The organism is Pseudovibrio sp. WM33 (assembly GCF_001623165.1).
In the GTDB taxonomy this organism is placed as follows: Bacteria; Pseudomonadota; Alphaproteobacteria; order Rhizobiales; family Stappiaceae; genus Pseudovibrio.
Map to the genome: position 1 here is coordinate 24,486 of NZ_LMCK01000131.1, position 22,229 is coordinate 46,714.

Sequence of the window (22,229 nt, forward strand, 5' to 3'; positions counted from 1 at the left end):
ATGGCGCAAGAGATCGCGCCATTTTGAAAGCTTCACTCGATAAAAATCGATTATCTGGAGCTGCGGATTACCTGAACGTCCAGATCGCGGATTTTCTTGCGCAAGGTGTTGCGGTTCACACCTAAAAGTTCAGCGGCCTTGATCTGGTTGCCACGCGTGGCCGCCAGCACTGCGCTGATCAAAGGATACTCCACCTCACGCAGGATACGGTGATAAAGGCCCGGAGGCGGCAGATCTTCGCCAAATCCGCCAAAGTAATCCCCCAGATACCGCTCCACAGACCCACCAAGATCCTGAACAGACGGCGCATCCATGTCATTCACAGCCGTAGAAGGCTGAGAAAGTTCCAGATCGATCAAACTGGCCGTAATGTCATCTTGCGGATAGAGCGCTGCCAAACGGCGCACAAGGTTTTCCAACTCACGTACGTTGCCCGGCCAGCGATAACGGCGCAGCTTATCAAGCGCTGCCACCTCAATCTGCTTGGCGGGCAAACCTTCACTCTCTGCGATAGAGAAGAAGTGGCGCACGAGATCAGGAATATCCTCAGTCCGCTCCCGCAAAGGCGGAAGGCGGATTGGAACAACATTCAGGCGGAAATACAAATCTTCACGGAACAGCCCCTGATTGATCAGCTGGCGCAGGTCTTTGTTGGTCGCTGCAATAATGCGCACATCAGTCTGGATCGGCGTACGACCACCCACAGAGGTATACTCGCCCTGCTGCAACACACGCAGCAAACGGGTCTGCGCTTCCATCGGCATATCGCCGATTTCATCCAGCAGCAGCGTCCCGCCATCGGCCTGCTCAAACCGGCCAGAAGAGCGCGCCTGAGCACCTGTAAACGAGCCCTTCTCATGCCCAAACAGCTCAGACTCAATCAAATCCTTTGGGATCGCCGCCATATTGACCGCAACAAACGGACCATTCCGGCGTTTGCCATAATCATGCAGCGCCCGCGCAACAACCTCTTTACCAGTCCCGCTCTCACCGTTGATCATCACGGTCAGATCAGTCTGCATCAAACGGGCAAGCACGCGGTAGATTTCCTGCATGGCAGGAGAACGACCCACAAGTGGAATATTGTCATTCCCCTCACCGCTCATATCAAACTGCCGGCCTTTAGGCTCAGCGAGCGCACGGCCCACAATGCCCGTCAGCTCTTTCAGATCAAACGGCTTGGGCAGATACTCATAAGCCCCTTGCTCAGAGGCCTTAATCGCCGTCATGAAGGTGTTTTGCGCACTCATGATGATCACCGGCAATTCCGGACGCAGCTTGCGGATGCGCGGCAGCACATCAAACGCGTTCTCATCTGGCATCACCACATCGGAGATCACAAGATCCCCCTCGCCCGAACTCACCCAGCGCCATAACGTGGTGGCGTTGGACGTGAGCCGAACAGTATACCCTGCACGGGAGAGAGCCTGATTGAGAACGGTACGGATCGCAGAATCGTCGTCAGCAACAAGAATGGTTCCACTCGGCATACTCTTAGTCCTCAATTCCAGAATGTACGTCAGGCCCGGTAAAGGCAGGCATCAGAATGCGGAAGGTCGTGCCCCGATTGCCGCTCTCGCACTCCACCACGCCGCCATGATCACCCACGATCTTGGCAACCAGCGCCAGCCCAAGGCCAGAGCCATTCGTCTTTGTCGTAATAAACGGGTCAAACAGATGCGGGCGCAGATCTTCCGGCACCCCATAGCCGTTGTCGCGCACACAAAACTCAAGCGGCAAGCTCACACGCTCCTGCACGCCGGGCACAGACAAACGCACACCGGGACGGAAGGCCGTGGAGACAACAATCTCCGGCTCGTTCACGCCGCTCAGCGCTTCGCTCGCGTTTTTGATCAGATTGATAAAGATCTGCACCAACTGGTCGCGGTTGGCATAGACGGGTGGCAGGGAGGGATCATAGTCCTCGACGATCCGAACTTTGGAGGCAAAGCCATTTTCCGCAACCCGTTTCACATGATCAAGCACCACGTGAATATTCACCGGCTCGCGATCAATCGGGCGTTCATCGGAAAACACCTCCATCCGGTCCACCAACTTCACGATCCGGTCCGTCTCCTCCATGATGAGACGGGTCAAAGTGCGATCATCTTCACTGGCTGACTGCTCCAACAGCTGAGCCGCACCACGAATACCAGAAAGCGGGTTTTTGATCTCATGGGCCAGCATGGCAGCAAGGCCCGTCACGGTACGCGCAGCACCGCGGCTGGTCAGCTGTTTATCCAGCTTCTCCGCCATGGTGCGCTCCTGAAACAGCAGCACAACGCCGCCCGGAGCATCACTTAAAGGAGAAGCGTGAATATCAACCAGCTTCTCCTGCCCAATGCGCGGTGTCCCAATGTCCACCTTATACTCATTAACCGCACCGCCGCGCTCACGCACTTGTGCAATCAAACCCAGCAGCGGGCTGCCAAACGGCACAAACCAGGACACCTCACGGCGCTTCAACATCGACAAACTGGCATGGAAAAAGTCTTCCGCCGCACTGTTTGCCCCAACAATCTTGTCATCTCCTCCAACCACCACAACAGGGTGCGGCAGAGAATCCAAAACGGCCTGTCCCGGCACGCCTTTACCCAAACCAGCCTCGGCTTCTGTCAGAGTATCTCCTCCCGTCTCCAACATCAGGCAGCACTCCTCATCGGAACTTGAACAAACCAGTCATAAAGGGTGTTCCGCACCAGATCAGCATCCAGACTGGTCATAAGCCCTCGCATAAATCCTTGCGGCGCATCATCAAGCCGTCCCGCAGCTTCCAGATACCAACCCATATGCTTGCGGAAGGCTCGCACGCCGATCTCAAAGCCGTATTGCTCCAGCATGGCGTCGTAGTGCTCCACAACAAGCGCGGCCAGTTCTTCCCCGTGTGGGTCAGCAAGCCGTTCACCCGTTTCCAGATAATGTGCAATCCGCCCCGGCACCCACGGCCGGCCATAAGCACCACGGCCAACCATCACCAGATCAGCACCAGATTGCGCCAACATCTCGTCGGCATCCTCAAACTTGCAGCAATCACCATTGGCCACCAGCGGCACATCCGGAACAACATCCCGCACCTGCCGGATTGCCCGCCAGTCCGCCTTGCCCTTGTAAAACTGAGAGCGCGTACGACCATGCACGGTGATCATCTGCACACCTGCATCCACCGCCCGTTTGGCAAGCTCCGGCGCATTAATGGAAGTCTCATCCCACCCCAGACGCATCTTCAACGTCACAGGAACAGACACAGCCTCCAGCGTCGCCTCAACAAGCGTCATGGCGTGGTCCAGATCTTTCATAAGAGCAGAACCAGAATAACCAGAGGTCACCTTTTTCGCAGGACAGCCCATGTTGATGTCGATCACATCCGCACCGGCTTTTTCAGCCATGCGCGCGCCCTCGCCCATCCAGTGAGGATCTTTGCCTGCCAGCTGCACGATGTGAAGATCGATCCCCTCACCTTCAGCCCGCATCAGCGATTCTGGATGACCGGTACACAGCGCTTCACTGGCAACCATTTCACTCACCACCAAACCCACGCCATAGCGCAAAGCGATACGGCGAAACGGCAAATCCGAAACGCCGGACATTGGCGCAAGAATAACTTTGTTTTTGAGGGGGATATTACCTATCGTCAGCATTACGCATATTTCTTGAAAGAGCCCAGTTGCACATTTGATAAGCAGCACATGAAGTTGCACATATTCTAACCAAACTAAAAATTTAGGCAAGGGAATATTAAAGAGAAGAGATTGAAGTGTTGAGCTTCGCTCTTAAATCGAGCAAAACCCTCACCAACACAGTTTCTAAGAGCCGCCACCTCACACCCTGAGGACGCAGTTCACACTCAAAGCAGGTGATCCAGTTTTGCAGTCCACTGAAAAAATTGCATGCATCATAGTTGCAGCCGGACGCGGTTCACGCATGTCCACGCAAAATGACAGCAGCCCGAAGCAATACCGGGACCTTGGCGGAAAGACTGTTCTGCAAAGAACACTGGAAGCGATTTTATCCTCCTCACAAGTGGATCTGGTACTGCCTGTTATCCACGCAGAAGACGGCGAGACCTATCAAGAGGCCGCAAGCTCACTGACTGACAATCGCCTGATCAGGCCCGTCACGGGTGGAGCCACCCGTCAGGCATCTGTCGCATGCGGCTTGAAAGCACTGGAACAACACGCCCCGGACTATGTCCTGATCCACGACGCCGCCCGCCCCTTCATCACACCAGCGGTGATCGAAGATGCTATCACAGCCCTGCAAAACGACGCACAAGCAGCACTACCAGCTGTGCCAGTGGCAGACACGCTAAAGCGAGCAAATGCAAACCAGCAAGTTCTGGAAACCGTCGATCGCACCCACCTGTGGGCCGCCCAAACACCGCAAGCCTTCCCGTATCCGCTCATTTGGGCAGCTCATCAGCAAGCGATCAATGAGAATATCGACAGCTTTACCGATGATACGGCGCTCATCGAATGGCAAGGCAAACCTGTCACCATCACGACAGGCGACCCGCAAAACATCAAGCTCACCACACTCAAAGACATGACGAACGCACAGGAACAGATCGCCATGAAACAACTCGCAGACCTTGGCGACATTCGCGTTGGAACCGGCTACGACGTGCACGCATTTGAAGATGGAAATACCGTCATTCTCGGCGGCATTTCCATCCCGCACACCCAGAAACTCAAAGGCCATTCCGACGCGGACGTTGGCCTCCACGCCCTGACGGATGCCATCTTCGGCGCATTGGCAGATGGCGACATCGGCTCGCATTTCCCGCCCTCTGACATGCAGTGGAAAGGTGCGGCCTCTGACCAGTTCCTGAAATACGCAATAGACCGGGTTCACAAGCGCGGCGGCATGATCGCACACTTGGATTTAACGCTGATCTGTGAAGCTCCGAAAATCGGCCCACACCGGGAAGAAATGCGCAAACAGATCGCACAGATCTGCGAGTTGCCCATTGGCCGCGTGGCTGTGAAAGCAACCACCTCCGAAAAGCTGGGCTTCACCGGTCGCCAGGAAGGCATTGCTGCGCAAGCCTGCGCAACCATCCGGCTTCCGTTTGAAGATTAAACGAAGCCACCAAAACAAGGGAGAGAGAACCATGACCGACATCCTCAGCCTTAAGGAAAGAGCACGCGTTCTCGTCTCCAGATACGCTGAAAAAGAGATCAAGATCACCTCAGCAGAAAGCTGCACTGGCGGCCTGCTCGCAGGCCTACTGACAGAAGTACCCGGCTCTTCTGCTGTGCTTGATCGTGGCTTCGTCACCTACTCCAACGAAGCCAAGCATGAGATGATCGGCGTCCCCGTTGACCTGCTCATGAGCTACGGCGCGGTCAGCAGCGAAGTTGCCAAAGCCATGGCAAGCGGCGCCCTGTTTTGCTCCAATGCCAACGTGGCCGTTTCCATCACGGGCATCGCCGGACCGGACGGTGGCACCAAAGACAAACCTGTCGGACTTGTCCACTTTGGCTTTGCAGCTGACCAAGAGGAAACCAAGCACGTCCAATGCCTCTTTGAGAACACTGGACGCGAGGGAATACGCTTTCAGGCATTGGTACAAGCATTAAAATTATTAGAAAATTTTATTGAAACTAGCTAATCGAAATTTACCTTCTCGTTAAAAGAGTACCGGGTAGGCACTACTACCTTATGACATTCTAAGAAAACTTAGATAAAATCTGTTTTAAATTTACAACGGAATGTCACGGTATACCCATGAGATATATTGCTAGTTTGTTTTTGGGCATGTGCTTAAGCACCTCAGCTTATGCGGCATCAGATGTATTCCTCATTTCACGAGGGTTCGATGACGAGTTCATCGGCTCTCACGAAGTGCAGAAAATGCCACGCGGTGGCTATAAGGAGCTGCGCCTGTGCGGCCAGTCCTATTGGGTGCGCCCCTACTCTGTTGCCTGGACAAAATGGGAAGAACAGCTTGGCCACAAGATCCGCCTTGAAGTAAACCAGGGCTATGGCTGGGTGGTTCTATGCACCAAACCAACCACACAGCTGAACCTCAAAGACGTCGGCATTTACGCTTCTCTTGAAAAGACCATGGAGCATGGTGACCCGGACAAGGAACTCACCAACCGCTTTCAGGCAATCCGACGCACGTTCGTTATGCGCAACGGCCTTACCCCAGAGCAGGCTGAAGCCGAAATTACCAAAAACTACGAGAAGAGAGGCTCCCGCCTGAGCCAGTTCCTGAACAATCGCGACAAGAATTAAGCCATTTCTCCGAGGTCTTTCAGCCAAAGAAATGCCGGAAGACCTGAAAACAACCGACTGATCAGCACCAATGCACCTTATTCGGCTGCTCTTTGTACATGAATTTTTTGCATGAAGGAGCAGCGGCGAAATGCATATTTGGCGACCAGCACAAACGATCAGGGTGAAATCTCTCGGCCTGCACTGGCGCAACAATCGCCTGCTGGCCGCAGAAGTCTATGATGACGCAGGCAACCTCAAAGGCGTCCGCCCTCTTGGCGGCACTGTCGAGTTTGGCGAAGATTGGAAGACCGCTCTGATCAGAGAGTTCAAAGAAGAACTGAACATCCAGGTCACAATCTCTGGCGATCCCGTTATCATGGAAAACATCTATGAACACGAAGGACAGACAGGTCACGAAATTCTGTTCATCGCAAATGTGACGTTTCCGCCAAATGCTTTCACCACCCAGGAAACGATCACATTTCAGGAAGACAGCGGAACGGAAATCACCGCACGCTGGTTCGATCCCGAAGAACTCACCCCAAACGGCGTTGACCTCTTCCCTGCAGGATTAAAGCAACACCTGGAGATCCTGCGATAGCCCACACAAGAATATGAATCACCCTTATGATTATGGAATATATTTAGATTATCTAAGTGCGCCCAATTTTAGCGAATATCAGTCCTCAGATTTTTAGGTGCCGTAGATTTTGTCGGCGCGGTCTTCAAAGGCGCTGGAGAATTTGCGGAAGGCGCGATCGAACATGGCACCCATCATGGTGCCGAGTGTCCGGCTCTTGAACTCATAATTGATATAGAAGCTCACATCGCATTCCTTTTCAGAAACCGGATCGAAGCTCCAGACATTTTCCAGATGGCGAAACGGGCCATCCAGATACTCAACCGTTATTTTACTCGCCTCACGATCAAGGGTCACACGGCTGGCAAATGTCTCTTTGAAAACTTTGTAAGCTACAGTCATATCCGCCACCATCATTTCACGGTGGTCATCAATCTTCCGGCGTCCGCGCACACGCAATGCTTGACATAACGGCACAAACTGGGGGTACTGCTCCACATCTGCAACCAGATCAAACATATCATCAGCACTGTGCTGAACCCGGTGTGTGCTTTCGAAAGACGGCATATGCTCGCGTTCTTTTTCTTCTAGTTTTTCAAAAATTCTTCAGGATGCTCTAAGCGACCTTTTTTGATTTGCCAAGAAAATTTTCAGGTTTTCTCTCATCAAGCAGGCCCCTGTGAGCCAAAAGCATCAGAAATTTTCAAGTCGCAATTATACCGCGACGATCTAACGCAACCGTTTCATTCTCAAAACTCTGGTCAGTACTCAAAACTCAATTCTACACTATGCGCTAATACTTAGCTCTTTTTGAAAGCAAACCCAATGCTTAGTCCTTTTAAAATTTCCCACCTCGCCAAAGAAGGCGGAGAAGAAGATTACATTAAAACCACTAATACTCTCACCGATAGTCCTGTACAGGTCATCAGCCGCGAAGAAACCGCCAAATACCATCAAATCACAGTGGTCGAAGGCGGGATTGAACGCATCAGATACATCCCCCATCAAGCCCGGCACAAAACCCCGCTCATCTTCATCCACGGCATGTGGCATGGAGCATGGAGCATGGAGCATGGAGCATGGTGCTGGAAGAACTATCAGGAAAAACTCGCAGAATCCGGCTGGGAGAGTGTCGCCATCAGCCTGCCCGGCCACGGTCACTCACCAGAACAGCGCCCCACAGCAGAAGCCACACTGGGCTATTACCTCCGATTTGTGCATGAGGAGGTTACCCGCCATGACCAGCCCGCCGTCTTGATCGGCCACAGCATGGGCGGCGCTTTGGTGCAGTGGTATCTGAAGTATGTCGGCGGGCTGAAAGCAGCCGTTTTTGTCGCCTCATGGACCGCCATTGACGTTATGCAAGACTGCCTGAAAAACGCCATGTTCATCGACTGGCTTGGAACAGCGCTGTCACCTCTTTTGGGATACAAGTTCCAGTTCAGATCCCCCAAAACCGTGGCAAAATGCTTCCTTGCAGATCGCTCGAACCCGGTTGCCCAGTACATTCAGAGCCAGCTTGGGCCAGAATCCGACGTCGTGCTCCTGCAACATCGCCCGCCGCAATGGTTTCCCCCGCTAGATGATGAAACACCCAAACTATGGCTCACGGCCAGCGAAGACGCCATCATCCCCTTCAACCGCTCTCTGCACTCTTCTGCCCTCTATGAGGCAACGCATAAAATCGTGCCCCACGCCGGGCACGACATCATGCTGGAAGACAATTGGGAGGAAAGCCTGTCCTACATCACCACATGGCTGCAGAACATGAGCACCACCAGAGCACTGGTAACCAGCTGAGCTCCTAAAGAAGCGCCTCCCATCGTGGTGAGGCGCTCGCACACCAGAACCAGCTACGATTTATCTTGCAGTTCAACAAGGCACTTTGCCGTATCAGCAGCCTCCTCAGCATAAGCAGGATCACGATGGATAAGCATGGTTGAAAATGCCCCCTCCATCAGCAACACCACACGGCGTGCCAGAACCTCAGGCTCCATCAGTCCGGCAAGCGTATAACGCTCTGCCAACCACGCCTCAAACGCCTTCTTGTGCTTTGCCCCCACCACAACAGCCGGATGCCCCGGCATATTAGCCAGTTCCGCAGCGGTGCGAATGAAACCACATCCCTTCCATTTCGGATGCCGGGCGTTTGAGGCAACACGCAGGAAAATTGCAGCAGTCTTGTCCGCAACGCTCCCCTCCGCCTCATCAAACCACGTCGCAAATGCTTCCAGATTGGGTTGGTCCCGGGAGATAAGGTACTCAGTCACCAGATCATCTTTGCTTTTGAAATGGTAGTAGAGCGTCTTCTTGGTGATACCTGCTTTCTCGGCAACGGCATCCACACTGACAGCACGAATGCCCTCACCATAAAACAACTTGTTTGCAGCATCTAAGATGCGATCGCGGGTCGTCCGCTGAGTTTTCTGAGCCATGTATACTAACCAGTGAGTTTACTGAAGAGTGCAGCATTCCTACCCTTGAGTCAATCCAGCTTGAAGTGAGGGAAACACCATGAAAAAGCTCGTTCTGTTTGAAGTCAGAGACCGCATTGCACTGCTCACCCTAAACCGCCCGCAAAAACTCAACGCACTGAACTACCAGACCAACGACCGCCTTCTGGATCTTCTGGACCGGATTGAAGATGACCCGAAAATCAGCGCCGTGATCCTCACAGGCGCAGGAGAGCGCGCATTTTCCGCCGGTGGTGACATTCATGAATTCTCCCAGAGCATCACCAAAGGGACAGATGTTGCCGTCAAACAATTCGTAGCCCGCGGCCAGACCATGACCAGCCGCATCGAAAACTTCACCAAGCCCATCATCATCGCCGTCAACGGCATCGCTTTTGGCGGCGGCTGCGAAATCACCGAGGCCGCCCATCTGGCAATTGCCTCAGACCGTGCCGTCTTTGCCAAACCAGAAATCAACATTGGCATTCCGCCCACCTTCGGCGGCACCCAGCGCCTGCCCCGTCTCGCCGGTCGCAAGCGCGCGCTGGAACTGTTGCTCACCGGAGACCCGTTCGGTCCGGACCGAGCCTGTGAGCTTGGTCTCATCAACAAGGTCGTCCCGCACGATGACCTGCTGCCGGAAGCCTTCGCTCTGGCAGAACGCATCCTGCGCCACTCCTCACTCGCCGCCGCCCGCATCCTCACCGCCGTCACCCGCGGCCTCAACACAACCATCGCCGAAGGCCTCCAAATCGAAGCCGCCCAATTCGCCCAAATGGTCCCCACCAACGACATCCACGAAGGCCTCAACGCCTGGATAGAACGAAGAACGCCCGCCTATGCTGGCGATTAGCGTGGGCGTCAGACGGCAAACCTATGCACGCACATAATCATAACCTACGAAGTGAAGATGGAGGCCTGCCGTACAAATTCTGAAACACAGCATTAAAACGTCGTATGCTCCCAAAGCCGGAGGCAAACGCAATCTCTGCCAGCGTGAGATCAGTCGTGTCAATCAGACGCTTTGCACGCTGAAGTCTTACTGTGGCAGCAACCTGGCTGGGAGTTGCCTCAAGATACTGGGAAAATAAGCGCGCTAAATGGCGACTACCAATGCCGAGAGTTTCAGCAAGTTGGTGGACACTGTTACTATCAAGATACCCCGTATGGATGAGACGCATCGCACGTCCAACTGTCGTTGCAGTCCCCATCCATGCAGGGCTACCGGGCGCGGCCTCGGGCCTGCAACGAAGGCACGGACGATACCCTGCCTGTTCCGCCGCCGCAGCAGATGGATAGAAACTAACGTTTACTGATTTTGCAGGGCGAACAGGACAAACAGGACGGCAATAAATCCCAGTAGATTTAACTCCCGAGAAGAACACCCCATCATAGCTGCGATCTCTAGCTAACCGCGCTTGATCACACGTCTTCCAATCTGGGAACTCTGCAACCACATCAATCATTGCAGCAGTAAATTCTTTTTATTTGAATCTGTCGATCTTTAATCGACGATGGAGTCCGTATCCGGCGAGTTTCAGCAGATCATTTGTGGCAAGAAATTATGGTTTTCTGAAAGGACAACTATGCCTCAAACATCTGCCAAGCTCATTCCGGAGCTCTGCCTTCTCATAATCCTGTCCTTCTTATGGGGAGCTTCCTTCACACTTATCGAAGTTGTAATCACCACCGTTCCTCCAGCAACCATCGTTCTTCTCAGGCTGCTGATTGGTGCTGTAGTCCTCATCACACTGGTCATGATCAGCGGAACCGTTTTCCCCAACACCGCCAAACGGTGGGGTGAACTTCTTGTGCAAGGCATTTTACAAAACGCGCTCCCCTTCACGCTCATCAGTTGGGGACAGCTACATACTTCCAGTGGCCTTGCAGGCCTTTTAAACACAACGCCACCTCTATTCGTGTTTTTGATCAGCTACTTTGTTTTGCAGGACAAGACCGTAGACGCCAAAAAGCTCCTCAGCATTCTGATTGGATTTGCAGGTATTGGTGTCATCATGGGGCCTACGGCCTTTGCAGGAGAGCAAAACTCAGCACTCGGACAACTGGCAATCACAGGGGCCAGCCTTTGTTATGCCTTAGCTGCCCTGAACGCAAAACGCTTTTCAGATCAACCACCACTGCTGACAGCAGCATGCTCGATGACCCTTGCAGCTTGTCTTATGGCACCGATTGCTTTCACATTCGACCATCCATTGAAGCTTTCACCATCGCCTGAATCTCTGGCCTCAATCCTTGCTCTGGGTGTGTTCTCCACTGCACTTGCAATGGTGCTTTATTTCCGCCTTGTACGCACTCTTGGCCCTTTAGGAGTAACAACAGGAAGCTATCTCAGGGCCGGTTTCAGCGCAGTCTTGGGAGTACTATTTCTTGGCGAAACCCTTACGACAAACCTACTGACCGGTCTGCTCTTTATCTTTACAGGAGTAGCGCTGGCAACCGGACAGATAAAACTTCCGCGACTAACGAAGAAGACAACTTGATCTTGTGACACCCACAAACAAAAAAAGCGTCACACCGTGCAGTGTGACGCTTTTTAAAATTCGTGGAATGGAACCGGCGCTTAGTTGCCTTGTTTTGCCTTACGGGCTGCTTTCAGCTCGGCAAAGTCTTCGCCAGCGTGGTGGGAAGAGCGGGTCAGCGGGTTCGCGGAAACCTTCAGGAAGCCTTTCGCGTAAGCGATTTTCTCATAGGCCTTGAACTCGTCCGGGGTTGGGAAGTTCATCACCGGATGGTGCTTCTTGGTTGGCTGCAAATACTGACCAACAGTCAGGAAGTCTACATCAGCAACACGCAGATCATCCATCAGCTGAAGCACTTCGTTGCGCTCCTCACCCAGACCGACCATGATGCCGGATTTGGTGAACATCTCAGGATCAATCTCCTTCACGCGCTGCAAAAGGCGGATGGAGTGGAAGTAGCGTGCACCCGGACGAACCTTCAGATAATTGGAAGGAACCGTTTCCATGTTGTGATTGAACACGTCAGGTTTCGCCGCAACAACAATCTCAACTGCGCCTTCCTTACGAAGGAAATCAGGCGTCAGCACTTCAATAGTTGTTTTTGGAGAAGCTTTACGGATCGCAGCAATCACATTGGCAAAGTGCGTTGCACCGCCATCATCAAGATCATCACGGTCCACAGAGGTGATAACAACGTGCTGCAGTTCCATAGACGCAACAGCTTTACCAATGCTTTCAGGCTCATTTTGATCAACTGGGCCAGGCATCCCGGTGCGCACGTTACAAAACGCACAGGCACGGGTACAGGTATCACCCAGGATCATGAAACTCGCATGCTTCTTGGACCAGCACTCACCGATATTCGGGCAACCAGCTTCTTCACAAACCGTGACGAGGTTGTTCTTGCGAACCAGCTCGTGGGTCTCTTTGTAGACAGGAGAAGTGGGCGCCTTAACACGGATCCATTTTGGCTTGCGCTGAACAGGATTATCCGGGCGATGTGCTTTTTCCGGATGGCGCGGACGCTCTTTTTCCTGCAGTGCAGACGCCGTTTGGCTTTTATGATTAGGATCGAGTGTATTTACCAGTGTAACCATATCAGTTCCGTCAGGTCCGAGACTTTGCTTCACACTTGCCTTAAGGGTCAGTGTCACTGTCTCTTATAAGTTTAGTGGTCCATAACAGGAAATGAAGCATCTCTCAATGCCAGACACTGGTGTTCAGTCAGTTCCGCGCCTCAGGACCACGCCTATTCAAAGCCAATTGCATCCCCACCAATCAGTGAGGCAATCAGAGCAAACGCAATGGCGCCAACCATCGCAACGACCGCCTGGTCGAGATATTCATTCCCCAGGGAAACTTCCACATCCGCAAATTCGAACAGGTAAACCCCTGAAATACCACCGAGAAATCCGGCGATAATCAACACGGCGAAGTCTCCGCCAACTGTAGCCATCACCAGCACAGTAGCTACAACGGCACAAACGGCTGATGTCACCAGCCATATGATCGATTTCATAAAGTCCACGGTTCTTCTCCTTTTTGATAAGAAGAGTACCCGGGGAAAATTAAGTCCCTCTCACTGGTAAAATTCCAGTGAGAGGGAATTGATTTACATATTCAGAGCGCGTCCATAGGCGTCCAGAACACTTTCCTTCATCATTTCGGAAAGGGTCGGATGCGGGAAGACAGTGTGCATCAGCTCTTCTTCGGTGGTCTCAAGACCCATGGCAACAACGAAGCCCTGAATGAGCTCGGTCACTTCTGCACCAACCATGTGCGCACCAAGCAGCTGACCGGTCTTCTTGTCAAAGATCGTCTTGACCAGGCCTTCAGGTTCACCAAGAGCAATCGCCTTACCGTTACCCATGAACGGGAAACGACCAACGCGCAGCTCATAACCAGCATCTTTCGCACGCTGCTCAGTCAGACCGACAGAAGCCACCTGCGGGTTACAGTAGGTACAGCCCGGAATCTGCTCGCTCTTCATAGGGTGAACATCAAGGCCGGAGATCTTCTCAATGCAGATCACGCCTTCATGCTCAGCCTTGTGCGCCAGCATTGGAGGACCAGCAACGTCACCAATCGCATAAACGCCAGGAACGTTGGTGCGGCTGAAGCCGTCAGTCACGATACAGCCACGGTCTGTCTTGATGCCAAGCGCTTCAAGGCCAAGGTTCTCTATGTTACCAACAACGCCAACAGCGGAGATCAGCTTCTCAGCGGTGATTTCCTGCGTCTTGCCGTCTTTGGTCTCAACAGTCGCAGTCACCTGACCGCTACCCTTAACAACCTTGGAAACCTTCGCTTCCATCACAAACTTGATGCCCTGCTTCTCCATCTGCTTTTTCGCAATCGCGGAGATTTCAGGATCTTCAACCGGCATAATGGTCGACATCATTTCAACAACGGTCACGTCAACGCCCATTGTCTTATAGAAAGATGCAAACTCGATGCCGATCGCGCCGGAACCCATCACAACAATGGATTTAGGCATTTTTTCTGGAACCATCGCTTCGAAATAGGTCCAGATGTTTTCTTTGTCAGGCTCAAGACCCGGAATGACGCGCGGCTTAGCACCAGTTGCAACAATAACGTGCTTGGCGGAATAAGTGCCGTGGCCCTTCACACCCTTAGGTGTTGGGTGCTGTGGCTGCATAGCGTCTTTGGAAGAAGGCCCAACAGCGATCTCACCCGGCTTGGTGAGCTTAGCTTCACCCCAGATGATGTCCACTTTGTTCTTCTTCATCAGGAAGCCGATACCGCCATTGAGCTGACCGGAAACTCCACGAGAGCGCTTCACAACAGCAGAAGCGTCAAAGCTCACGCCTTCAGCGGAAAGACCGTAATCTTTGCCGTGCTGCATGTAATGGTAGATCTCAGCAGAACGCAGCAGCGCTTTGGTTGGGATACAGCCCCAGTTCAGGCAGATACCGCCCATATGTTCACGCTCGACAATCGCGGTCTTGAAACCAAGCTGCGCGGAGCGGATTGCGGTTACATAGCCACCAGGACCAGAACCAATGATAATCACGTCGTAGGCGTTGCCACTCATCTCTTTAACCTCGCCAAATCGGCATCAAGGAGCTTGAGGCTCCACATAAAGGTGGGAGAACTTCGAAAAATTCTCCAAAACGTAGTCGGGCAGTTCTCCGCTGTCCTTAGCGACCAGCTTTCCTCTGCCATCGCCCGCATCCAGACGGTCCAGCGTTCTTTGCGCACGGCCCAGATAGGCATCATTCATGTGTTCGGTGTGCGAGTAAGCCTCAAGTTTCGTAACCACCTTGTCCATGTCCCCCAAAAAGCTGAAGTGCCAGCTGGAAGACCTGATCAATTGACGTCGCATAAGCCGGCTGTGCCGTGTAAGAGCTTTCCATTGCCACAAAGCAGCCTCGAGAACAGGAGAGAGGCTTTTACTCTGCAAGGCCCGCTCACGCCGCAAAGCCTGAGCACCTTTGAAAAACATCGCGCTGATCATTCGCGGGCACGAGGTAAAATCCGAGACATCGTCTTTGAAATTCAGTCTGTATCGGAAAATATCTGCGCCAAAGAATGTCAGGCTTTTACAGCTCCTGGGGTCATTTTTCGCTCTGAGCAGCGCCTCCGGCTTTGGAATTTCGTCCACGTCGGAAACAACGATCAGATCTTTCACCGCAAGATCTTTAAGGCCGCGTTCTATGCAATCGCGTTGGTGGTACTCCCTCGACCAGGCGTTTTGCGGTGCCTCCGGCATGTCCTCGACAATGATATGTCGGATCTTGCTCAAAAACGGTGCAAACCGCGACTTGTTATCAGCAAAATAGAGAGGCTTTTCGTGTCCCGTAAAGGTCTTGGTGGCCTCTACAAGAATGAACTCATCCACCACATCGAAAAGTTCGCCCAAACGAATTTCCAGGGTATCGAGTTCGTTGAAAAACGTGAAGCCATCGACAACTTTGACCATATCATACGGTCTCCTTGCTCAAACGGTCTTCAGTTTACTCCACTCTATTTGCTCACACCTACCACTTGGATCTACCGGCAGAAAAGCAGGGGTTCCTGTTTCCTGCCGGTAAGTCCTGATTAAACCAGCATGGACATCGGGTTTTCGATGTAGCCTTTGAAGGCCTGCAGAAGTTCTGCACCCAGCGCACCATCCACCGCACGGTGGTCAGTGGAAAGGGTCACAGACATCACAGTCGCAGGAACGATCTCATCGCCCTTCACAACCGGACGCTTCTGACCAGCACCAACAGCAAGGATGGTTGCGTGCGGAGGATTGATCACCGCAGCAAATTCCTTGATGCCGAACATGCCAAGATTGGAAACAGAGGTTGTTCCACCCTGGAATTCGACTGGAGCCAGCTTGCGCTCACGAGCACGCTTTGCCAGATCTTTCATCTCGATGGAGATCGTGGAGAGCGTTTTCTCTTCAGCACGGCGAATGATCGGAGTGATCAGGCCACCATCAATGGAAACAGCAACACCAACATCAGCATGCTTATGCATAACCATGCCACTCTCAAGGTAAGATGCGTTGGCAGCCGGAATTGCTTTCAGTGCCAAGGCATGCGCCTTGATGATCATGTCGTTGACAGACAGCTTGTAAGCTGGCTTGCCGTCGCCGTCTTTCGGTGCAGAAGCATTGAGCTGCGCACGCAGAGCCAGCAGAGCATCCAGTTCACACTCAAGCGTCAGGTAGAAGTGCGGAACAGTCTGTTTGGACTCAGTCAGACGCTTGGCAATGATCTTACGCATGCCATCGTGCGGAACCAGCTCGTAGCTGTCTTCATCAAAGAGCTTGAGGGTCTGTTCATCAGATGGACCAGACGCCAGCGCAGCTTTTGGAGCCTCAGCAGCCTTCGGTGCGTCCGCAGCTTTAGGTGCAGCCTCAGCCTTGCCAGTGCCAGCAGCAATCGCTGCATCAACGTCACGCTTCACAACGCGGCCATGCGGGCCAGAGCCGTTGATCTGGGCAATGTCCAGACCATTCTGCTTCGCCAGACGGCGCGCCAGAGGAGATGAGAACACACGCTCACCAGAAGCAGCCACCGGAGCAGCTGGTGCAGGTGCCGCCGCTGCTGGAGCAGCTGGTGCTTCAGGCGTTGCCGGAGCCTGAGGAGCTGGCGCAGGAGCAGCTGCCACCGGAGCAGCAGGAGCTGCATCCATTACAGAAGCGTCTTCGCCCTCTTCCAGAAGGATCGCGATCGGTGCATTCACCTTCACGCCCTCAGTTCCCTCAGCAACAATGATTTTACCGACGGTGCCTTCATCGACAACTTCCACTTCCATGGTCGCTTTGTCGGTCTCGATTTCTGCAATCACGTCGCCTGCAGAAACTGTGTCACCTTCTTTAACCAGCCATTTGGCCAGGTTGCCTTCTTCCATTGTCGGAGAAAGCGCAGGCATCAGAATGTTGATTGGCATACCACTTTTCTCCCAATTAGGCGGTGTAGGTCACAGCCTTAACAGCATCGATAACTTCCTTGGTGTTTGGCAGAGCCAGCTTCTCAAGGTTTGCTGCATATGGCATTGGAACATCTTTACCGGTTACACGTAGAACTGGCGCATCCAGCCAATCGAAAGCTTCACTCTGAACCCGATAAGCAATTTCAGAGGAAACGGAACAGATTGGGAAGGCTTCTTCTACAGTTACCAGACGGCCAGTTTTGCGAACGGATGCCAGAACGGTATCCATGTCCAGCGGACGAATGGTGCGCAGATCAATCAGCTCAACAGAAATGCCCTGCTTTGCCAGCTCATCAACAGCCTGCAGCGCGTAGGTCATACCGATGCTCCAGGAAACCATGGTCACATCAGTACCTTCGCGAACAATCTTCGCTTTGCCGATTGGCAGAACCAGATCTTCAACATCCGGCACGTCGAAGTGCTGACCGTAAAGGATCTCGTTTTCAAGAAACACAACCGGGTTCGGATCGCGGATAGCCGCTTTCAAAAGACCCTTCGCATCAGCTGCGGTGTAAGGCTGAACAACCTTAAGGCCTGGAATGGAAGCATACCATGCTGCAAAGTCCTGAGAGTGCTGCGCACCCACACGAGCTGCAGCGCCGTTTGCACCGCGGAACACCATTGGTGCACCCATCTGACCGCCAGACATGTAAAGCGTCTTACCGGCAGAGTTGATGATGTGGTCAATCGCCTGCATTGCGAAGTTGAAGGTCATGAACTCAACAATTGGGTTCAAACCTGCCATCGCAGCGCCAACAGCAAGGCCGGTAAAGCCATGCTCGGTGATTGGTGTGTCGATCACGCGCTTTTCGCCGAACTCGTCCAGAAGACCCTGGGAGATCTTATAGGCGCCCTGATACTGAGCAACTTCTTCGCCCATCAGGAACACGTTTTCATTGCGGCGCATTTCTTCTGCCATCGCGTCGCGCAGAGCTTCACGAACGGTCATGCTCACCATTTTGGTGCCCGCAGGAATTTCTGGGTCAGCAGGTGCAACGCTTACAATCGGTGCCGCAGGAGCTGCCGGTGCAGCAGGCGCGGCTGGTGCTTCAGCAGCTGCAGGAGCCGCCGGCGCAACAGGGGCAGCGCCCAGGTTGTCAGCAGCAGAGGCGTCTTCGCCTTCTTCCAGCAGAACTGCAATCGGTGCGTTCACTTTTACTTCTTCGGTGCCTTCAGCAACGAGGATCTTGCCAAGCACGCCCTCATCAACCGCTTCCACTTCCATGGTTGCTTTGTCGGTCTCGATTTCAGCAATCACGTCACCTGCAGTAACGGTGTCGCCTTCTTTCTTAAGCCACTTAGCAAGTTTGCCTTCTTCCATGGTCGGAGAAAGCGCAGGCATTAAAATTTCAACAGCCATAATGTATTATCCCGACCTTAGAGCACGATATCTGTGTAGAGCTCAGATGGATCCGGCTCAGGATCGTTCTGTGCATACTCAGCAGAAGCAGCAACAACAGCGCGCACTTCCTTATCGATAGCCTTGAGATCGTCCTCACTTGCCCATTCTTTTTCAAGAAGGCGAGCACGAACCTGTTCAATCGGGTCATGCTCAGAGCGCATCTTCTGGACTTCGTCTTTACTGCGGTATTTCGCAGGGTCAGACATGGAGTGGCCACGGTAGCGGTAGGTGATCATCTCAAGGATGTAAGGACCATTGCCTTCACGGCACCATTCCATCGCATAGTCGGTCGCAGCTTTCACCGCGCGCACGTCCATACCATCAACCTGAACACCTGGAATGCCGAAGGAAGCACCGCGCTGGCTAAGGTCTGTCGTGGAAGAAGCACGTTCAATGGAGGTCCCCATGCCGTACTTGTTGTTCTCAATGACGTAGATCACTGGCAGGTTCCAAAGCTTCGCCATGTTGAAGCTCTCGTAAACCTGACCCTGGTTGGCAGCACCATCGCCGAAGAACGCCATGGAAACTTTGCCGTTCTCTTTATAACGGTTCGCAAACGCAAGACCGGTACCAAGTGAGACCTGAGCACCCACGATGCCGTGTCCACCATAGAACTCCTGTTCTTTGGAGAACATGTGCATGGAACCGCCCTTACCTTTGGACAGACCACCCTGACGACCAGTCAGTTCGGCCATCACGCCGTTCGGGTCCATGCCGCAAGCAAGCATGTGAGCATGGTCACGGTAAGAAGTGATCATCTGATCACCTTTTTCCTTGGCCATCTCCATTCCAACGACAACAGCTTCCTGGCCGATGTAAAGGTGACAGAAGCCACCGATCAGACCCATACCGTAAAGCTGACCCGCCTTTTCTTCGAAGCGACGGATAAAAAGCATTTCGCGATAAGCGTTTAGCTCTTCATCTTTGGAGAATTCTACTAGTGCAGGTACGTTTTTCATCGCACCGCGGGCTTTGGTAGCACTTTTAGCGCGACCGCCTGAAGACTTGGATTGAGTTCCAGCCATGAGCCTCGTCTCTTTGTGACGTGAATTGGTGAAAGCACACTATCGCCCACAGCGCAGAATGCCAATATGAGCAGAAACACTTGGGGATTTATATAAGTTATTGATTTTACAGATATTTTCAAGTTAACTTAAATTAGGTTAATTCAATCAAATAAACCCAATTCAAGTTAATACACGCTGATGTTTCAGTTGCGCATGATTGCAACTTCATTCACGTGCGCCAGATTAAGGGAAGCGCGAGCCCGCTCATCCACCATGTCTGGATCAAGGCTCTCCGGGTCAAGCAACATGACACGGCGTTGTAATTGCAGGCGTTCTTCCCGCAACTCATCAAGCTCCAATTCGAGCGCAAGAATCTCATGCTCAATCTGTGGTCGACCCACAAGACCCAGCTTACCGTTGAGCGCATGAAATGCAAAGTAGCAAAGCGCACCAATGGCAATACCCGGCACAAGGAGATTCTTTAGATAGGAGTGTTTTCGCTGACGTGTGGTAGCTAGCACTGACTGACCTACTCATTACAAAAATGGTCACATGCCCGCACTATTTCACAACGCCCTTAACCAAGAGTTTCTGAAAAATCTGAAATTGGCCTTTTCTGTTATTTTTTCTAAAACAAAGCAGTACCGTGCGCCCCCCCCAAAAAAAGGGCATAACTTTTGGCATCTCATTAAAGCCAACCAGACTGCGCCCCACGAATGGGGCGCTCATCCATTTCAAACCAGTCGGCTCAATCACTCAATGGAGTGAATTTACAGCGTATCGCCGAAAAATGGGAACCAATTTTCGGACAAAGAGACGCAAAAACAAAGGCTAAAGCAGTTCAGATGCTTCAACTTAAATGCAAGCTGATTTAGGCCATCTCTTCACGATGTTCATGTGACACCAGTAGATCTTCTTTTGGACCAAAGAACTCGAAATTGAGCTGCTTTTCGGGCACGCCGCGATCCTGAAGACTAGAGTAGAGACCAGCCATAAACGGCTTTGGCCCACAAAAGTAATAGTCCGCACCAAGGCTAGCAGGCAGAGTCTCCAGAAATCTATAATCGACTAAACCGGTTGAACAATTACCCGTTCGGAACTGGCCGTCTGCCTCTGCGTCGCTATAGCGATAATAAACTTTCAGGTTCTGGTTCTGGTGCGCAAGCTCATTTATTTCACCTTTAAAAGCTTGGACAGTCTCGTTCTGACTGGCATGAACCAGAATAACCTTTCTGTCTCCATCTCGCACAAGTGCTGCTTTCAGAATACTCAGGATTGGGGTAATGCCAACACCTGCAGCCAACAATACCAGCGGACGGTTTTCTTCCACTTCTTCGTTCAGAAAAAAGTCTCCACATGGGGCCGCTAGTTCCAATTTTGCACCCGTTTCGATGCGACTGTGCAGCAAGTTGGAGACGTACCCAGCCGGGTGCCCCTCACCGAAAGCAAGCTCTTTCTTCACACTGATACGAAAACAGCCTGCATCTGGCCTGTCGGACAAGCTGTAATTGCGCATGGTGGTTTCTGCATTCGGGTCTGGTACTCTTATTGTGATGTACTGACCCGGCTTAAATTGGGGCAAAGCACCTTTGTCTGCTGGCTTGAGGTAGAATGACGTGATGTTACTGCTCTCAGCCTGTTTCTTAACAACCTCAAAGTCTCGGAAACCATCCCAGCCACCCGGTTGATCAGCTTTTTCCTTGTAAATCGTGCTTTCTCGCTCAATCAAAATATTAGAGAGAAAACCATAAGCCTCTTCCCATGCATTAATCATGTTATCTGTTGCCGCATCTCCCAAGACTTCTTTAATGGAAGCGAGCAGATTTTCACCGACAATAGGGTAATGTTCAGCCTTGATTTGCAAAGCAGCATGCTTTTGCGCGATCAACTCAACCGCACCAGCCAAAACTTCCAAATTATCAATATGCAGCGCAAATGCAGTTACAGCACCAGCCAAAGCTCTTTGCTGAGTACCCTGCTCCTGATTGGATGTATTGAAGAAAGAGGCAACCTCTGGATTGCGTGAAAGCATACGCTTATAAAAATGCTGTGTTAATACCTCTCCATGCTCCTGAAGAATAGGTGCTGTAGATTTAACAATTTCAATGGTAGTTTGGCTGATCATTTGATGCGCCCCTTAAATGTGCATTTCAAATACTAATTATTAACGAGAGCTTACGGCGTCAAGATGCAATTGACAAAATTTACGGATTACGGCCTGAGAACACTCATGTATCTCGCCTCAAATCCCCAACGTTTATGTAGTGTTAAAGAGGTTTCGGAATACCATGATATCTCCCGTAACCATTTAGTGAAGATTGTGTTACGCCTTGTTGAAGCGGGGTATATTTCATCTTTCAAAGGCAAAGGGGGCGGTATGCAGCTGGCCAAACCAAGCAACGAAATCCAGTTGGGCGAGGTCATCAAGCTACTGGAACCAAACATGACGATGGTGGAGTGCTTTGATCCAGCAACTAACACTTGCAGGATAACCGGTTCCTGCAACGTCAAGCACTACCTCTACGAGGCCTCTCAATCATTCATTGAAAGCATGAATAAGCATACATTAGAAGACGCTATATTAATCCAATAGTGCTCTTAAGGAAGCTGTATTGCTCCCATCTATAGTTGAAGTGA

Annotated in this window: 23 protein-coding genes; 8 read left to right on the top strand and 15 right to left on the bottom strand. The window is 52.2% G+C overall.

Annotation, left to right across the window (positions count from 1 at the left end; all coding sequences use genetic code 11):
* Nucleotides 1-50: 50 nt before the first annotated feature.
* Genes ntrC through dusB form a run of 3 tightly spaced genes read right to left on the bottom strand, consistent with a single transcriptional unit; the run spans nt 51 to nt 3,638 of the window.
* On the bottom strand, nt 51-1,490 hold the full coding sequence (ntrC, locus tag PsWM33_RS23380; protein ID WP_057466218.1) for a nitrogen regulation protein NR(I): 1,440 nt from the start codon (nt 1,488-1,490) through the stop codon (nt 51-53).
* A gap of 4 nt (nt 1,491-1,494) precedes the next feature.
* Complete coding sequence (locus PsWM33_RS23385; protein WP_082597189.1) at nt 1,495-2,643, bottom strand: two-component system sensor histidine kinase NtrB; 1,149 nt, start codon at nt 2,641-2,643, stop codon at nt 1,495-1,497.
* The gene (dusB, locus tag PsWM33_RS23390) at nt 2,643-3,638 is read right to left on the bottom strand and encodes a tRNA dihydrouridine synthase DusB (protein WP_063301810.1); all 996 of its coding nucleotides are present in this window, start codon (nt 3,636-3,638) and stop codon (nt 2,643-2,645) included. The genes PsWM33_RS23385 and dusB overlap by 1 nt, the downstream gene beginning before the upstream one ends.
* A gap of 226 nt (nt 3,639-3,864) precedes the next feature.
* Here dusB and PsWM33_RS23395 point away from each other — a divergent pair, with 226 nt between their 5' ends.
* The 4 genes from PsWM33_RS23395 to PsWM33_RS23410 all read left to right on the top strand — a co-directional run bounded on the left by PsWM33_RS23395 (nt 3,865) and on the right by PsWM33_RS23410 (nt 6,823).
* Entirely contained in the window at nt 3,865-5,079 is a 1,215-nt protein-coding gene (locus PsWM33_RS23395) for a bifunctional 2-C-methyl-D-erythritol 4-phosphate cytidylyltransferase/2-C-methyl-D-erythritol 2,4-cyclodiphosphate synthase (protein ID WP_193778457.1), read from the top strand.
* A gap of 31 nt (nt 5,080-5,110) precedes the next feature.
* Nucleotides 5,111-5,611 (top strand): CinA family protein, encoded by a 501-nt coding sequence (locus tag PsWM33_RS23400; protein WP_063301811.1) that lies wholly within the window; start codon nt 5,111-5,113, stop codon nt 5,609-5,611.
* A 116-nt stretch (nt 5,612-5,727) separates the two neighbouring features.
* Nucleotides 5,728-6,240, top strand: a complete 513-nt coding sequence (locus PsWM33_RS23405) for a hypothetical protein (protein ID WP_208980785.1) — start codon at nt 5,728-5,730, stop codon at nt 6,238-6,240.
* Nucleotides 6,241-6,370: 130 nt separating this feature from the next.
* A complete protein-coding gene (locus PsWM33_RS23410; protein ID WP_063301812.1) occupies nt 6,371-6,823 on the top strand; it encodes an NUDIX hydrolase in 453 nt (150 codons plus the stop codon).
* Nucleotides 6,824-6,916: 93 nt separating this feature from the next.
* On the opposite strand, the gene PsWM33_RS23415 is transcribed toward PsWM33_RS23410, so the two are convergent.
* Nucleotides 6,917-7,369, bottom strand: a complete 453-nt coding sequence (locus PsWM33_RS23415; protein WP_082597188.1) for a type II toxin-antitoxin system RatA family toxin — start codon at nt 7,367-7,369, stop codon at nt 6,917-6,919.
* A gap of 258 nt (nt 7,370-7,627) precedes the next feature.
* Between PsWM33_RS23415 and PsWM33_RS23420 the strand changes: the two genes are divergently transcribed.
* A complete protein-coding gene (locus PsWM33_RS23420; RefSeq protein WP_063301813.1) occupies nt 7,628-8,602 on the top strand; it encodes an alpha/beta hydrolase in 975 nt (324 codons plus the stop codon).
* Between the two features lie 53 nt (nt 8,603-8,655).
* Here the strand turns inward: PsWM33_RS23420 and PsWM33_RS23425 are convergent, their stop codons facing one another.
* Nucleotides 8,656-9,237 (bottom strand): TetR/AcrR family transcriptional regulator, encoded by a 582-nt coding sequence (locus tag PsWM33_RS23425; protein ID WP_063301814.1) that lies wholly within the window; start codon nt 9,235-9,237, stop codon nt 8,656-8,658.
* A 79-nt stretch (nt 9,238-9,316) separates the two neighbouring features.
* Here PsWM33_RS23425 and PsWM33_RS23430 point away from each other — a divergent pair, with 79 nt between their 5' ends.
* On the top strand, nt 9,317-10,108 hold the full coding sequence (locus tag PsWM33_RS23430) for a crotonase/enoyl-CoA hydratase family protein (protein WP_063301815.1): 792 nt from the start codon (nt 9,317-9,319) through the stop codon (nt 10,106-10,108).
* Nucleotides 10,109-10,145: 37 nt separating this feature from the next.
* Here the strand turns inward: PsWM33_RS23430 and PsWM33_RS26985 are convergent, their stop codons facing one another.
* Entirely contained in the window at nt 10,146-10,721 is a 576-nt protein-coding gene (locus PsWM33_RS26985; protein WP_082827125.1) for a bifunctional transcriptional activator/DNA repair enzyme AdaA, read from the bottom strand.
* 120 nt (nt 10,722-10,841) lie between these two features.
* Here PsWM33_RS26985 and PsWM33_RS23435 point away from each other — a divergent pair, with 120 nt between their 5' ends.
* Nucleotides 10,842-11,756 carry a DMT family transporter gene (locus PsWM33_RS23435; protein ID WP_063301816.1) on the top strand — a complete coding sequence of 305 codons (915 nt, stop codon included), beginning with the start codon at nt 10,842-10,844 and terminating at the stop codon, nt 11,754-11,756.
* 80 nt (nt 11,757-11,836) lie between these two features.
* Here the strand turns inward: PsWM33_RS23435 and lipA are convergent, their stop codons facing one another.
* From lipA to hmpA, 9 genes are all read right to left on the bottom strand, one after another.
* Entirely contained in the window at nt 11,837-12,832 is a 996-nt protein-coding gene (gene lipA / locus PsWM33_RS23440) for a lipoyl synthase (RefSeq protein WP_057466208.1), read from the bottom strand.
* Between the two features lie 152 nt (nt 12,833-12,984).
* Nucleotides 12,985-13,254 (bottom strand): hypothetical protein, encoded by a 270-nt coding sequence (locus PsWM33_RS23445; protein WP_244271761.1) that lies wholly within the window; start codon nt 13,252-13,254, stop codon nt 12,985-12,987.
* 93 nt (nt 13,255-13,347) lie between these two features.
* Entirely contained in the window at nt 13,348-14,790 is a 1,443-nt protein-coding gene (lpdA, locus tag PsWM33_RS23450) for a dihydrolipoyl dehydrogenase (protein WP_063288847.1), read from the bottom strand.
* 24 nt (nt 14,791-14,814) lie between these two features.
* Nucleotides 14,815-15,678, bottom strand: coding sequence for an N-acetylglucosaminyltransferase (locus tag PsWM33_RS23455; protein WP_063301817.1), 864 nt, complete (start codon nt 15,676-15,678; stop codon nt 14,815-14,817).
* A 119-nt stretch (nt 15,679-15,797) separates the two neighbouring features.
* Nucleotides 15,798-17,141, bottom strand: a complete 1,344-nt coding sequence (locus PsWM33_RS23460) for a pyruvate dehydrogenase complex dihydrolipoamide acetyltransferase (RefSeq protein ID WP_063301818.1) — start codon at nt 17,139-17,141, stop codon at nt 15,798-15,800.
* Nucleotides 17,142-17,157: 16 nt separating this feature from the next.
* Nucleotides 17,158-18,543 (bottom strand): pyruvate dehydrogenase complex E1 component subunit beta, encoded by a 1,386-nt coding sequence (locus PsWM33_RS23465; protein WP_063301819.1) that lies wholly within the window; start codon nt 18,541-18,543, stop codon nt 17,158-17,160.
* A 17-nt stretch (nt 18,544-18,560) separates the two neighbouring features.
* Complete coding sequence (gene pdhA, locus PsWM33_RS23470) at nt 18,561-19,544, bottom strand: pyruvate dehydrogenase (acetyl-transferring) E1 component subunit alpha (protein WP_373456213.1); 984 nt, start codon at nt 19,542-19,544, stop codon at nt 18,561-18,563.
* A 251-nt stretch (nt 19,545-19,795) separates the two neighbouring features.
* Nucleotides 19,796-20,062, bottom strand: a complete 267-nt coding sequence (locus tag PsWM33_RS23475) for an FtsB family cell division protein (protein ID WP_057466201.1) — start codon at nt 20,060-20,062, stop codon at nt 19,796-19,798.
* 401 nt (nt 20,063-20,463) lie between these two features.
* Nucleotides 20,464-21,717 carry an NO-inducible flavohemoprotein gene (gene hmpA / locus PsWM33_RS23485; protein ID WP_063301821.1) on the bottom strand — a complete coding sequence of 418 codons (1,254 nt, stop codon included), beginning with the start codon at nt 21,715-21,717 and terminating at the stop codon, nt 20,464-20,466.
* Between the two features lie 63 nt (nt 21,718-21,780).
* Here hmpA and PsWM33_RS23490 point away from each other — a divergent pair, with 63 nt between their 5' ends.
* Nucleotides 21,781-22,185: an Rrf2 family transcriptional regulator gene (locus PsWM33_RS23490; RefSeq protein ID WP_063301822.1), complete on the top strand. Its 405-nt coding sequence runs from the start codon at nt 21,781-21,783 to the stop codon at nt 22,183-22,185.
* The last annotated feature ends 44 nt before the right edge of the window (nt 22,186-22,229 follow it).